Origin of the sequence: Rhodopirellula sp. JB055 (assembly GCF_043100905.1) — a bacterium.
Lineage (GTDB): Bacteria > Planctomycetota > Planctomycetia > Pirellulales > Pirellulaceae > Rhodopirellula.
The window spans coordinates 1-12,420 of sequence record NZ_JBICHO010000120.1 but is presented as its reverse complement, the minus strand read 5'-3'; the positions used below and the strand labels follow the sequence as shown (position 1 = coordinate 12,420).

Below are 12,420 nucleotides of genomic sequence, written 5' to 3'. Positions count from 1 at the left end.
GCGAGACGCCCACGATGCGAGTCGATTCAGGCAGTCGGCCGCGAGAGAAGAGCCGGAAAAGCGCGGGAATCAATTTTCGGCTGGTCAGGTCGCCACTGGCACCAAAGATGACAATTGTGTTGGACATGGATTGCGCTGCGGTTCAAAAAGGGATCGCGATCAAGCGGGAATGAATTGGAATGAGGGTTGGTCCGCCAAGGACGACGTTTACCGCAGACAGCCTTTTCGCGAAAGTGCCAGAAGCATCGCTTCGCTCAATCTTCGTCGTCAGGTTTGTCGGGGTCGAACGGATCGGAGTCCAGGTATTCTGTGCCGCTGGGGTCGAACCCACCGGAGCCGAATTCATGGTCGTCCAAGAAGGCTTCGTCAATCTCGTCATCGAGCGGCGAAAGGTCTTCGTCGATCGTTCCGGGGTCCAAGAGGTGTTCTGGAAGGTTGCTGCCGTCTTCCGGGATCCAGCGGATGGTCGGGCGGGGCGGATCCGACAGCGATTGATCGCATTCCATCGCCAACCAGGTTTGCCCGCCAGGTCCATCGGCGGTGTCGCCCGTCGTCACATCTTCGTCGCCCGCTAACAGATACAAGGAAGCGTGGCGGAGGAATCGCTCCACGTCTTCAGCGACGTATTCCGAGAGTGGGAACACGGCTTCCATGTCCGGCAAGTCAAACTGGCCATTGCCCACCGTGTCCATGATCGCGAATCGGTTGTCATCGACGTACACCCGGACGTTGGTCCACATGTCCAGCGGAGGCAACTCGAGGTTCCATGCGTGATTCAGGCCTTGGCGAAGAACGTTCTCATCGCAAAGGACTTCGCCGCCTGGATTGAAGTAGCAAATCGCATCGGGAGATTCGAGAATCGCAGCCACTGCTTTCGTCAGAAAATGCAATTCATCAATCGCTTCGTAGTCTTCTGGAACCAGAGGCAGGTCATCGTCGTCCTCGTCCTCCTCTTCTTCGGTCCCCAGTACATAGCTGATCAACAAACGGATGTGGCACGTGTGCTCGGACTGAATGTCCGGCATGTCGTCCCAGTGCCGCGTTTGGTCGCAGGCCCGTGAGAGGCACCCAGGGAAAGCGAGCGGTCCGAACTGGCCCAGTGACCACGCAACAAATCGCTCGGGGGATTCATCGGGATCGCCCATGTCATCGGGCCAGGGGATCGACGAGGGGGTGACCAGCAAGTGGCCGCCGACTTCCGGGCGAAACTCGTAAATCAACGTTTCGGGCGAATCTTCGTCGTCGAGCGATTCCTGGCGTCCGACCAGTTCGAAGCGTTTCAGGCGCGATTGGATTTCGTCCATCTCGAGCGGACGGCGCAATAGCACGCACATGCCCTGGGTGAACAATCCTTTCGCCATCAATCCAAGTCTCCGATTCCGGTGGGGTTCAAACCGCGGAGTTTACCCGCATTGGTTCGGTCTCACGACCCCTGCACACCGTGCGTCGATTGAGACGCCCGAGGCGTGCCCGAACGGTACGTTCGCTCTCACGGGGAAACCACCCAGTTGATGCGGTCATGCGATATGCCTGTCGAGCCGTTCGCGGTCTGCTAGGATGGGGGGCGCCCGATTGGGGTCTCAGGACGCGAATGTCGTCGCATTGTGAGACATTTGTCGTCGTTTCGAGCAAAAAAATGAAATCGACCGAAGTTTTTTCTGCATTTCCGACGGATGGCACGATGGCGTCTGCCCGATTGCGGTGGAGAGAACATCCGAGGGGAGATCACAGCCTTTATTTGCTGGCAAAGTTACTTGAGTACCCATTAAACATCGAACGTAATAAAAAAACAATTTTGCTTGCCCCCCGAGGTGGAGACTAAGATTCTTTCCTGCGGCGGGGCGCAATCAATAGAATAAAATTGAATCGCATGGGGGCTTCAGACCGAGCAGGAGGGAAGTCAAATTTTTAAGCCCGACATCTGAAGCAAAACAAATAAATGGAGTATTGTTATCAAGTCGATACATCGTTGGCAGTCTTCGCAAATGTGCAAAAAACGATGTGTGAACGATCCCTGGCGGCGGGGGCCGCGTAAAACCTGCTGTCCGCCAATTGCCCAAGGTGGCGGGGCAGTTTGCCCTTCGTCGGCGGACACGATTTTAAATTGAACATTCATGGGAATTGATTTTTGATGCATCGATCCAAGCACTAAGTTTACCAGTCTTGTGACACCGGGCTATTAAAAGCACCCTGTTAAGGAGGCGTCCTTTCCGAATGAAGAGGGGGGTAAAATTGAGCGTCGCTTGATTTACCAAATGTTTCTTCCGACCGAGAGGATGGGGTAGAACCCCCGATTTTGCTTGCAATGCCAGTTTCCGGCACGGCGTGTGCTGAAATGACATCGCTCGAATGACCGGTCCGTCACTGGCCTCCCGGTGTTAATAAGGTAAGGTTTAAACGTGCAAAGGATCGTGCGGTGCAAAGTCGATGGACCAATGGATCACATGTCAACTATCCCGGTTTTCGCCGCTAGTTGATTGAGTTACAAACCGTTTCATCCGATTTCAATTGCCCAGCAGCCGAACACGGCTCCCGCTCATACCTCTTCTCCGAATGGAAATTACAGATGTCAAAACGCTTACTGATCGTCGACGACCACGAAGTCTCTCGGTTGGGGACACTCTCGGCCCTCGAAGGGACTGGGATCGAAGTGGTCGCGCAAGCTGACAAGGCTGCCGACGCTCTGGAGATTGTCTCCAGCACCCCTCTCGATGCCGTGTTGCTCGACATCCGGATGGAAGGTGGTGATGGTCTGAACACCCTCGGGCGTATCAAGCTCGACCACCCCGATCTGCCGATTTTGTTGTTCTCGGGTTACGACAACCCGACCTATGTTGCTCGTGCCGTCGCTCTCGGCGCCTGTGGCTACATCCTGAAGACGGCTCCCGTCGAGCGATTGATCGAAGCCTTGAACTTGGCCTTTGATGGTCAGCAATCCTGGACACGCGAAGAACTTCGCCGCGTCACCGGTGCCTTGGCGACTCCTCGCATGAATCAAGACATCGACGTGCCGTTGACACAGCGTGAAAGCGAAGTGCTTCGTCAAATGGCGTTGGGTCTGACCAACAAAGAGATCGCCAAGATGTTGGGCATCAGTTACGAGACCGTCAAAGAGCACGTGCAGCACATTCTGCGTAAGCTCGGCGTTTCGGATCGGACGCAAGCCGCTGTTTGGGCCGTTCGCAAGAACTTGGTTTGATCACGCTGTTATTCCTTTGAGATGCGGTCGTCCTCTTCCAGTTTGGATTGGGACGGCCTGAGAATTCTTGAGACCTATCGCAATTCGGCGCCGCGAATTTCTGCTGCCGAACTTCTGACCTGCGAATGTGTCTGCTAATGGACGAGTTGAGTGCTTCCTCGTCCCACCGTGCTTGGGCGGCTTTCACGAATGAGTCAATCCCGTCGTGGATTCCTGGCTTGAGGCAGGTTGTTTGTGGATGGGATCGCGGGAAGCGAAGTGGTTCCATTCAGCGTCATTTTGGCCCGTGAAATGTTCTGAGAAAACGTTAAACTGCTTGCTCGTTCTATGTACCTCTTTTTGACTTCTGCTCCGGACGTGTTTGATGTCTCCTAGAAAAGGCAGCGATTTCGCTGGTCTGTCTACCGCCATTGTGACCCCCTTTCGCGATGGACAAGTCGACGAGAAACGTTTGGCCGAACAAATCGATTTTCAAATCGATGCAGGCGTGACGTGCCTTGTGCCCTGCGGAACGACAGGTGAGTCACCCACGTTGACTCACGACGAACACGAACGCGTGATCTCGTTCACGATTCAGCATGTGGCTGGTCGCGTGAAGGTCATGGCAGGGACGGGAAGCAACAGCACCGCTGAGGCATTGCGTTTGACTCGCCGCGCCGCTTCCGAAGGCGCCGACGCAACTCTGCAGGTGGCTCCCTATTACAACAAGCCGACGCAAGAGGGCATGTACCAGCACTTTCGCGCGGTCGCCGAAGCCGTTGACATTCCCGTCTGCGTTTACAACATCCCAGGTCGCTCGGCGAAGAATATCGAAGTCGACACGATTGTCCGCTTGGCTGAACTGCCGGGCATCACGATGGTCAAAGAGGCGACTGGTTCGTTGGATCAATGCACCGCGATTTTGGGTGCGACCAACCTGACCGTTTTGTCGGGCGATGATTCGCTGACCTTGCCAATGATGAGCGTCGGCGCAGAAGGCGTGATCTCGGTCGCAGGCAACTTGGTGCCGTCGGTGATGTTGGAGTTGGTCCAAACGGCTGCCGCGGGCGACTACACCAAGGCCGCTGAACTGCATCATCGTTTGTACTCGCTGTGCAGCAAAATGTTGGGGCTGGCAACCAACCCGATTCCTGTCAAAGCAGCGATGCAGATGGTGGGACGCGACACCGGCGAAATGCGTTTGCCGATGGTTCCTTTGGACGACGCGGACCGGGCGACCCTTCAAGAAACCCTGACGAAGTTCGGCATGGAATCCGCCATCACCGAGCAACTGCAAACCAGTGGTGCGTGAGCAGTCTGAGCGAGCCTGACGCGAAACCACGGAACAAACGAGTGCGGCGTCCAGACCGGAGGCCGCATTTTTCGTGCGCTCGCAGGGGCGGGCAACCGAATTCATGGATGGTGGATGGCACCAAACGGCACGAGGCTACCAGCGGCCACCGCTCCGCGGTTGGATTTGCAAGTCCAGCACGCATTCACGGGGCACGCTCACCAGTCGCGGAGCGACGACCTCCGAAAGCCTTGGGTTTCAACCCAAGGTCACCAACACCACAACATGTCCCCCAAGTCGCGGAGCGACGGCATCCGGGAATGCGTTGCGAACACCTGCCGCCGCTCCGCGGCTTGTCTGTTTTGATGTTGGCTCACGAGACCTCGGGTTGAAACCCGAGGCTACCATCTGTCACCGCTCCGCGGTTGGATTTGCAAATCCAGCACGCATTCACGGGCCAGACGCCCTTCAACCCAATCATTCCTACCTGCATGCTTCGAAGGTCGCACGGCCTCGTTGGGGAAAGCGGGCGCGTCGCGGTTGCCGTCAGGCGCCGGCGAGTTCGGTTGGGGCATCGACGCTTTCGCCGGATTGCCAGACGGTGAAATCGTTCTCGTCCCGGATCACGCGGTTGTACGTCGTGTCGCGTTCGATCGGGTCCCGGCCGGCCTCGCGAATCAGATCTTGGATTTGATCGACGGACATGAATTCGGGCGTCTTCGCACCCGCGTCGTGGTAGATCAGTTCATGACGGACGGTTCCGTCGATGTCGTCCGCCCCGTAAGCCAGCGCGGTCTGCGCTGTTTCGATCCCAAGCATGATCCAGTACGCCTTGATGTGCTGGATGTTGTCCAGCATCAGACGGCTGATCGCCATCGTCCGCAGGTCCATCAATCCGGATGGTTTTTTCAGATCCGACAGCTTCGTGTTGTCAGGGTGAAATGCCAGTGGAATGAAGACTTGGAACCCGTTGGTTTTGTCCTGCAGTTCACGCAGGCGCATCAAGTGATCGATTCGGTGGAAGGCCTTTTCGACGTGGCCATAGAGCATCGTGCAGTTGGTTTTCAGGCCGATCCGGTGAGCCGTGCGGTGAATTTCCAGCCACGCGGGCGTGTTGGCTTTGTGTTCGCAAAGTTGGTCGCGGACCTCGGGATGGAAGATCTCGGCACCACCGCCGGGCATGCTGCCCAGTCCTGCCGAACGCATGTCGTCGAGCACCCATTCGAAAGATTTCTTGGTTTGGAATCGGAACCAATCGATCTCGACTGCGGTCCAGGCTTTTAGGTGAATCTTGGGGTAGTTTTCTTTCAGCAACGAGATGATATCGCGATACCACTCGTACTTTCGTTGGTGGTGCAGTCCGCCGACGATGTGCATCTCGGTGCATCCGTTGGCCGTCGCTTCGGCGCCTCGGTGCAAGATTTGTTCGTCGGTCATTGCATAGCCGTTCTCGTCGCGAAGATCCTTGCGGAACGCACAGAAACGGCACCGATAAACGCACACGTTGGTTGGGTTGAGGTGCGTGTTGATGTTGTAGTAGCCAACGTTGCCGTTTTTTCGTTCGCGAACGAGGTTGGCCAATTCGCCGACTTGTTGGATCGACACTTCGGGATCGTAAAGGAACAGGCCGTCTTCCATTGACAGACGTTGTTCAGATTCGACCTTGTCACGAATTTCGCGAAAACGGGCGTCTCGTTCGTTGGCTTGCATGGTGAAAATTCGAGAGAAAGGCGATTCGAGAATGAGTCGATGGAAACGCTGATAGATCAACCGCTAAACGAAGCAGTCAATCACTCCGGCGGTCATCAAAATCAGACTAACGACCGCATTGGTATGAAAAAAGGCTTGGTTGACGCGAGACAGGTCGTCTGGTGAAACCAGCCGGTGCTGGTGAACAACCAAGCCAGCGGTCAGCAGCACGGCGGCAATGAAGACGCCGCCCAGTCCGGAGGAACTGCCGGTCCAGGCGAGAAGCCCCAACGCCAAAATCATCGCGACATGGGAGACCGCCGCAACCCGCAACGCGCCGGAAACGCCACGGCGAGACGGAACGCTGTGCAGGCCTTCGGCGGAGTCGAACTCAGCGTCTTGGCAAGAGTAGATGATGTCAAATCCGGCGACCCAGAATGCGACCGCGACGGCCAGCCAGCCTGGGACCCAGAAATCGGATGGGAACTGAAGGGTGATCTCCCCGCGGATGGCTGCCCAAACGCAAATTGGCGAAAGGCTGAGTGCCACGCCCAGCCAAAGGTGCGCCGAAGAGGTGAAGCGTTTCGCGAGGGAGTAGCCGCACAAAAACAGCAGCACGGGCACGGCCGCCAGCAGCGGCAATCGATTGGGCAGGAACAACAGCGTGGCGGCGACGAAGCCCACCCCGCACAAGATCGTGAACGTTAGCACCGCATGAGCCGACAGGACTCCCGCAGGAATGTGCCGGGTCGCGGTGCGAGGATTCGCGGCATCGATCCGGCGGTCGACCCAGCGGTTGAACGCCATCGCGGCGCTGCGAGCCAGGACCATGCACAGCAGAATGCCGAGAATGTCTTGCGCGCGGACATGCGGGTAGGCGACTGTGTCGGTTGCTGAGGGCAGCGGAGTCGCCCAAGCAAGGAACGCAGCCAGGATTGCAAACGGGAGCGCAAAGATCGTGTGCGAGAAGCGGATCAGGCCCAGCCAATCATTGAGTCTTGCCATGGTGATCGCTCCCCTCAGGCGTCCTTCCAGCGTTGGATCAAGGCATTGTCCAAGCCGATTTGGTCCATGATGCGGGCGACGACGAAGTCGACCAAATCCTCCAGCCGCTGGACATCGTGGTACCAGCCCGGCATGGCTGGCAAGATCACTGCGCCAGCGGCTGCGAGCCGATGCATGTTCTCGATTTGCAGAACGCTCATGGGAGTTTCTCGGGGCACGACGACCAATTTGCGATGTTCTTTCAAGTGCACCTCGGCGGCACGCTGGACCAGGTTCGAAGCTGCCGATCGAGCCACGCCGGACAGAGTGCTGCCACTGCACGGGCACAGCACCATCGCGTCGGTTAGAAAGGATCCGCTGGCGATGGGCGTCATGTAGTCATCGTGTTGGTGGTAGTGCAGGCGGTCATCGCCGCTGGGATCGATCGGGGTGAACTCCGGAGCGGGTTCACTGGCCCAAGCCGGGACGCAGCCGAGCAGATCATTCAGGTTGACAGCACGCAGGTTCAATTGCAGCCCCATCTCTTGATGCAGCACCGCAGCGCCACTGGGGCTAATCGTCAGATGCACCTCGACATTCGGATCCCGCCGCATGACTTGCAGCAACCGGATGGCGATCGGTGCGCCGGAAGCTCCCGTGATTGCCAGGACGATTCGTCGCCGACGTGTGGGGCCGTCGATCATGTCGTCACCAAAGCTTCGTTTTCTCGCTCAGTCGCCATTTCCGCGTGCGAGGTTTGTCCGCTTGGTTTCTCACCGACGTAGATCGTCGCAACGCCCAGTGTCAGCGGTCGAAACGTGACGTTTTGCAAACCGATGTCACGCATCCGTTTGGCGAGAGCTTCGCCGCAGGGAAATTTGCCAACGGATTCAGGAAGGTATTCGTACGCGGATTTGTCGTTGCGAGCCATCCACTGGCCGATCCGCGGTAGGACATGGCGAAAGTAAAAGCTGTAGGTCTGCTTCAGGACTGGCAGCGTCGGCTGAGAGAATTCCAGCACGAGGACTTGCCCGCCGGGTTGGCAAACGCGAGCCATTTCGGAGAGGCCTTGGTCGGTGTCGGCAATGTTTCGCAAACCGAAGGCGACTGTCACACATTGGAACGAGTTGTCTTCAAAGGGAAGAGCCATGGAGTCGGCTTCCAGGAACGGGATCGTTTGGCGACCCGATCCGCCCGCGGCGTCGCGAATCCGAGCGGCTTCTTTGTCGCGAGCGATTTCCAACATTGCGTGACAGAAATCGCTGCCGACGACTTGAGTGCCCGGGCCGGCCGCATCGGCGATCGCGATCGCCAGGTCGCCGGTGCCGCAGCACAGGTCCAAAATGGGGGCGTCGCCTTGGATGTTCAGCGATTGGACGGCTTTGCGTCGCCACCATTTGTCGATGTTCAACGACAGCAGGTGGTTCATCACGTCGTACCGCGGCGCGATTTGCCGGAACATTTCGCGGACGCGTTCGCCGCTTTTGTCCAATCCATCGACCATTGTCGAGGGGCTCGCTGACTCATTCGCCGAAGCATTGGACTGGTGGGACCGGTCTGCGTTTGGGACACTCATGCGACAACTTAGAAAGGCAACGAGAAGGAAGGGGAAAGTGGTTTCGTGCGAGTGCTGCTATTTGACATCGACGGGACGCTTTTGACGACCGCCGGTGGTGGGAATCGAGCGCTTCGGCGGGCGATTGAACAAGAATTTTCAATCGAAAATCCGGACACGGACATTTCGTTTTCGGGCCGCACGGACCGCAGTTTGATGATGGAGTTGTTGCAGCGGAACAGGGTTTCACCAACGGTTGCGAATTGCGGCCGGTTGCGCCGCCGCTATGGGGGGCTGTTTGGTGCCGAACTGAATCGCTCGGGTGGGACGTTGTTGCCCGGTGTGGTGCCGCTGCTGAAATCGTTGCAGTCGGTGCCCAATTTGGACGTTGCTGTCATGACCGGGAATTTTCCCGAGACGGCAACCCAGAAACTGGAATATTTTGAGATCCGGCGATGGGTTCGCTGGATCATCGGAGGCGACCTGGACGTGCATCGCGATGACATGGCTCGGCGGGCTGCGTCTTGGGTGGCTCGGCGGCATGGCGACGCTCACCAGCAAACCATCGTGATCGGCGACACCCCTGCGGACGTGATGTGTGGGCAAGCGATCGGGGCAAAAACGCTGGCGGTCAGCACCGGCGAATTTTCGCGTCAGCAACTCGAACCGTTGAAGCCCACGATGCTGCTCGATGATCTGTCGAACACCGAACGAGTCGTTCGGTTTCTGGTGGATGACGAGCTTTCGCCAGGTCACCAGTTGGCTTGAGCGAATCCGCGAATTTTTTCGCAAGTCATTTCGAATCGGTGTTGTGAACAATGGGTTTCGTTTCGTAACGTCCCTGCCATGAACGTTCTCCGTCAACGCTCCGATTCGGCTTTCCTCGCGGTCACACTTCTGTGGGCCTGCGTTGCGATGGGCTGCTCGCAAAACCCGTACTTAGCCGGTGGCGGGACCTCCGTTTGGCAACCGCCGCCGACCACAACGGCCGTGAATGGCATTCAAGCTCAAGTGGCGGAATTGAATCGACGCGTGCAGTTGTTGGACGACAACAACCGCCAGCTCACGACTCAATTGGCCCAGAGCGAACAGCAGGCTCAGGTTTATCGTGATGAGTTGAACCTGGTCCGAAAGCAGTTGTCGGACACGACGCAGCAATACGAGTCGGCTCGCATCGCCGCCCAAGATGCCCAGACTCAGGCACGAAGCTTTCAGGCGTCTGCTCAAATGCGGGGCGGTGCAACGATCCGAGCCAACACGAACCTCAACCAGATGGCTGGGCGTTTGAACTTGGGGAACTTGAAAGTCGAACAAGACGGTGAAGTCTTGCGGGTTATTTTGCCGAGCGATCAACTGTTCGCTCAGGGAACTGGCCAGCTTCAGCCCTCTGCTGGATCGATCTTGGATCCCACGGCGGCTCAGATTCGATCCGTGTTTCCTCGCCAGCGAATTGGAATTGAAGGCTACACCGACAACGCACCCGTTTACGGTGGAGCGGCTGGCAGTGCTCACCAACTCACGTCGGCCCAAACCAGTGCGGTGTTGGATTGGTTGACTCGCCGAAGCGGCATGCCGGCTCAGCAGTTGTTCACAGTCGCCCAGGGATCCAATAATCCTCGTCAAGACAACGCGACTCCCGCTGGGCGAGCTGCGAATCGTCGCATCGAGTTGGTGATTTACCCCGAGTCGTTCTGAGAAGCAGTCTCGCTCCAGTTGACTTGAGCGGCGCTGATGACTGCTCGTTCGGCTTCGATTGCTTTTGCGGCAGCTCGTTTCGCGTCGAGCTGAATCGGAGTGAGTCAGGGTGAAGTCTCAACTCGCAACATGCTCAGGCTTTTTTGGGTCGCGTCAATTTCAAATTTAAATTCGCCCAGATAGCTCATCCCCAGCATTGGATCGGCTCGGGACGCGATCGGGTCGAGGATCGCACAGGATACATTTTTGGCTTCGAATTGCCCGACACGGACCGAGTCGAGTTGGACTCGTTTGGCAGAGATTTCGTCACCGCTCGCCATGACCAATCGCAGCAGCGGAGCATCCGTTGGGATTTCAATTTTGAGTTCCTTGGCCGTTTCCGATGGCAGCGTCACCAAGGTCGCGCCACTATCGACGACCATGCGAACGGGATGGTTGTTGACGCTGACGGTGACGTACAACGAACCGTTGCGTTCAATTTCCAGCGGGATGGATTCCGAGAAGACTTCTTGTTCGATCTTCGCCAGTCGAAGCTCGATCGTTTGCAAGATATCCTCTGCTGAGATGGACGCTGGAATGCCTTGATTCGCGTTCATCACCTGAACTGCAATTTTGACTTTGGGGTCTTTGAGTGTCTGGGCAATTGTCTGGCGCAGCGAGTTCAAGTCTTGGCGAATTTGAAATACGGCTTCGGCGTAAGCGGCCTCTTTCGAGTTCAGGTTTGAGCGTTGATCGTTGGCGAGCTCTTGTGTGTCGGTTCGTTGAGATCGCAATTGACCCACGCGAGTTCGGTTGGCGTTGATCAAGGCGACGATCCGGTTGTTGGACGCGACGTCGTTGCCAGCGACACGAGCCAATTGCAGATTCAGTTCCCCGTCTTGGCTTTCGAGATTGCGAATCTGTTCATTGATTTGCTGGACCTGCATGAGCAAACCGTTCAGTTCTTTTTGCTCCAGGGTCAATTCGCGTCGCTGTTTGGAAAGAGCGGTCATCGAACGGGCGATTTCCGCGGACTCGTTTGCAATGAGCGATTTGCCGCTGCAACGCAGGCCCGCCGCTTGCAAGATCTTCTCTGCCTTCGCTTCCACGCTGGCGGAGTAGCGGGGCACCTGCGGTGCGTCAGACGGAGGTTGCTTGGCGGTGTCGTCATTGGCAGAAAGTGGTTTCGCGGCCAATGTCAGAAGGGATAGCGTGGCCAGCAAACCGGTCACCGCGACCAACCCGAGCGGCGGGCTTGGTGGAGAGGGACGCTTCGATTGACAGCCCGTTGAGGGGCGGCCCATCGAACGGAAGGCCATTGTTGGGTGGCTCAGCATGTGGCTGCGAAGGCGATGGCATTTGGATTGCATCGGACGAGCTTGACGAAAGGACGTGAGGAAGCCAGTTTGGTTGACGATGGCGGTGCGGCGGAGTTGTGGATTGGAGCTTCGTGAAAGCCTGGTCCATCGAAACGCGTGCAAATCTTGGTGTCGTGTTTGCACCACGCTGCTTTGGTTTCGGAGTGCCGCTGTCGATTGTAGCAAGCCCTCCTGCGGAAGGAGTCGCTTTCCGTTGAATCGCTTCGCGTGCGAGTCGAAAGCTCCGCTTCAGAATGACCAATCCGATCGAGTGAGGACCCTTTCATGCAACCGCCCGTCCAAGTCAATTGCCCCACGTGCAGTCGTCGTTTTCTATCGGATGAGACGCCTGCGATGCCGTTTTGTTCCAAACGTTGCCAGTTGATCGATCTGGGACGCTGGATGAACGAAGAGATTGGGTTGCCGCACGAAGGTGATCCGGGCGACACGCCGGTGGAATACTTGGACGACCGCGATCCAACACAGTCGCGACCCGAACGGCATGGTGAACGATCGTATCGATTGGAAGATTAGTGCCACTTGCAACCACGTTGCATTGATGTCGGAACGCTTGATTGCGAATCCAGCGGCTCTTGGGACTGGACTTTTCAATCAAACTGGCCGACAATTCGGGATCGCGAACCTTTCCCCCGGGGGAAGGTTCCTTTTTTTATGTCTCCAGCCAAACACA

Annotated in this window: 12 protein-coding genes; 5 read left to right on the top strand and 7 right to left on the bottom strand. The window is 57.1% G+C overall.

Annotation, left to right across the window (positions count from 1 at the left end):
- Both ACF8AM_RS04910 and ACF8AM_RS04905 read right to left on the bottom strand, forming a co-directional pair.
- Window positions 1–127, bottom strand: a 127-nt coding sequence (locus tag ACF8AM_RS04910) for a hypothetical protein (RefSeq protein WP_392554559.1), incomplete at its 3' end; no start/stop codon positions are given.
- Window positions 128–254: 127 nt separating this feature from the next.
- A complete protein-coding gene (locus tag ACF8AM_RS04905) occupies window positions 255–1,361 on the bottom strand; it encodes a DUF4261 domain-containing protein (protein WP_392554558.1) in 1,107 nt (368 codons plus the stop codon).
- 1,205 nt (window positions 1,362–2,566) lie between these two features.
- Here ACF8AM_RS04905 and ACF8AM_RS04900 point away from each other — a divergent pair.
- Together ACF8AM_RS04900 and dapA are read left to right on the top strand one after the other, a co-directional pair.
- Entirely contained in the window at window positions 2,567–3,199 is a 633-nt protein-coding gene (locus ACF8AM_RS04900; RefSeq protein ID WP_047816200.1) for a response regulator transcription factor, read from the top strand.
- A gap of 364 nt (window positions 3,200–3,563) precedes the next feature.
- Window positions 3,564–4,490, top strand: coding sequence for a 4-hydroxy-tetrahydrodipicolinate synthase (gene dapA / locus ACF8AM_RS04895; RefSeq protein WP_392554557.1), 927 nt, complete (start codon window positions 3,564–3,566; stop codon window positions 4,488–4,490).
- Between the two features lie 525 nt (window positions 4,491–5,015).
- Here the strand turns inward: dapA and mqnE are convergent.
- From mqnE to ubiE, 4 genes are all read right to left on the bottom strand, one after another.
- Window positions 5,016–6,179, bottom strand: a complete 1,164-nt coding sequence (gene mqnE, locus ACF8AM_RS04890; protein ID WP_392554556.1) for an aminofutalosine synthase MqnE — start codon at window positions 6,177–6,179, stop codon at window positions 5,016–5,018.
- A 63-nt stretch (window positions 6,180–6,242) separates the two neighbouring features.
- A complete protein-coding gene (locus tag ACF8AM_RS04885; protein WP_392554555.1) occupies window positions 6,243–7,163 on the bottom strand; it encodes a UbiA-like polyprenyltransferase in 921 nt (306 codons plus the stop codon).
- 14 nt (window positions 7,164–7,177) lie between these two features.
- The gene (locus ACF8AM_RS04880; protein ID WP_392554554.1) at window positions 7,178–7,846 is read right to left on the bottom strand and encodes a UbiX family flavin prenyltransferase; all 669 of its coding nucleotides are present in this window, start codon (window positions 7,844–7,846) and stop codon (window positions 7,178–7,180) included.
- Window positions 7,843–8,718 carry a bifunctional demethylmenaquinone methyltransferase/2-methoxy-6-polyprenyl-1,4-benzoquinol methylase UbiE gene (ubiE, locus tag ACF8AM_RS04875; protein ID WP_392554553.1) on the bottom strand — a complete coding sequence of 292 codons (876 nt, stop codon included), beginning with the start codon at window positions 8,716–8,718 and terminating at the stop codon, window positions 7,843–7,845. Before ubiE ends, ACF8AM_RS04880 begins: the two co-directional genes overlap by 4 nt.
- A 45-nt stretch (window positions 8,719–8,763) precedes the next feature.
- Between ubiE and ACF8AM_RS04870 the strand changes: the two genes are divergently transcribed.
- Both ACF8AM_RS04870 and ACF8AM_RS04865 read left to right on the top strand, forming a co-directional pair.
- Window positions 8,764–9,465: an HAD family hydrolase gene (locus ACF8AM_RS04870; RefSeq protein ID WP_392554552.1), complete on the top strand. Its 702-nt coding sequence runs from the start codon at window positions 8,764–8,766 to the stop codon at window positions 9,463–9,465.
- A gap of 78 nt (window positions 9,466–9,543) precedes the next feature.
- Window positions 9,544–10,392, top strand: a complete 849-nt coding sequence (locus ACF8AM_RS04865) for an OmpA family protein (protein WP_392554551.1) — start codon at window positions 9,544–9,546, stop codon at window positions 10,390–10,392.
- Window positions 10,393–10,496: 104 nt separating this feature from the next.
- Here ACF8AM_RS04865 and ACF8AM_RS04860 read toward each other — a convergent pair whose 3' ends face one another.
- Window positions 10,497–11,690, bottom strand: coding sequence for a TIGR02281 family clan AA aspartic protease (locus ACF8AM_RS04860; protein WP_392554550.1), 1,194 nt, complete (start codon window positions 11,688–11,690; stop codon window positions 10,497–10,499).
- Window positions 11,691–12,014: 324 nt separating this feature from the next.
- Here ACF8AM_RS04860 and yacG point away from each other — a divergent pair, with 324 nt between their 5' ends.
- Window positions 12,015–12,263, top strand: a complete 249-nt coding sequence (gene yacG / locus ACF8AM_RS04855) for a DNA gyrase inhibitor YacG (protein ID WP_392554549.1) — start codon at window positions 12,015–12,017, stop codon at window positions 12,261–12,263.
- Window positions 12,264–12,420: the final 157 nt, after the last annotated feature.

Coding starts and splice junctions, on each gene's coding strand:
- ACF8AM_RS04905 (WP_392554558.1), bottom strand. CDS start 1,361: ATGGCGAAAGGATTGTTCACCCAGGGCATGTGCGTGCTATTGCGCCGT.
- ACF8AM_RS04900 (WP_047816200.1), top strand. CDS start 2,567: ATGTCAAAACGCTTACTGATCGTCGACGACCACGAAGTCTCTCGGTTG.
- dapA (WP_392554557.1), top strand. CDS start 3,564: ATGTCTCCTAGAAAAGGCAGCGATTTCGCTGGTCTGTCTACCGCCATT.
- mqnE (WP_392554556.1), bottom strand. CDS start 6,179: ATGCAAGCCAACGAACGAGACGCCCGTTTTCGCGAAATTCGTGACAAG.
- ACF8AM_RS04885 (WP_392554555.1), bottom strand. CDS start 7,163: ATGGCAAGACTCAATGATTGGCTGGGCCTGATCCGCTTCTCGCACACG.
- ACF8AM_RS04880 (WP_392554554.1), bottom strand. CDS start 7,846: ATGATCGACGGCCCCACACGTCGGCGACGAATCGTCCTGGCAATCACG.
- ubiE (WP_392554553.1), bottom strand. CDS start 8,718: ATGAGTGTCCCAAACGCAGACCGGTCCCACCAGTCCAATGCTTCGGCG.
- ACF8AM_RS04865 (WP_392554551.1), top strand. CDS start 9,544: ATGAACGTTCTCCGTCAACGCTCCGATTCGGCTTTCCTCGCGGTCACA.
- ACF8AM_RS04860 (WP_392554550.1), bottom strand. CDS start 11,690: ATGGCCTTCCGTTCGATGGGCCGCCCCTCAACGGGCTGTCAATCGAAG.
- yacG (WP_392554549.1), top strand. CDS start 12,015: ATGCAACCGCCCGTCCAAGTCAATTGCCCCACGTGCAGTCGTCGTTTT.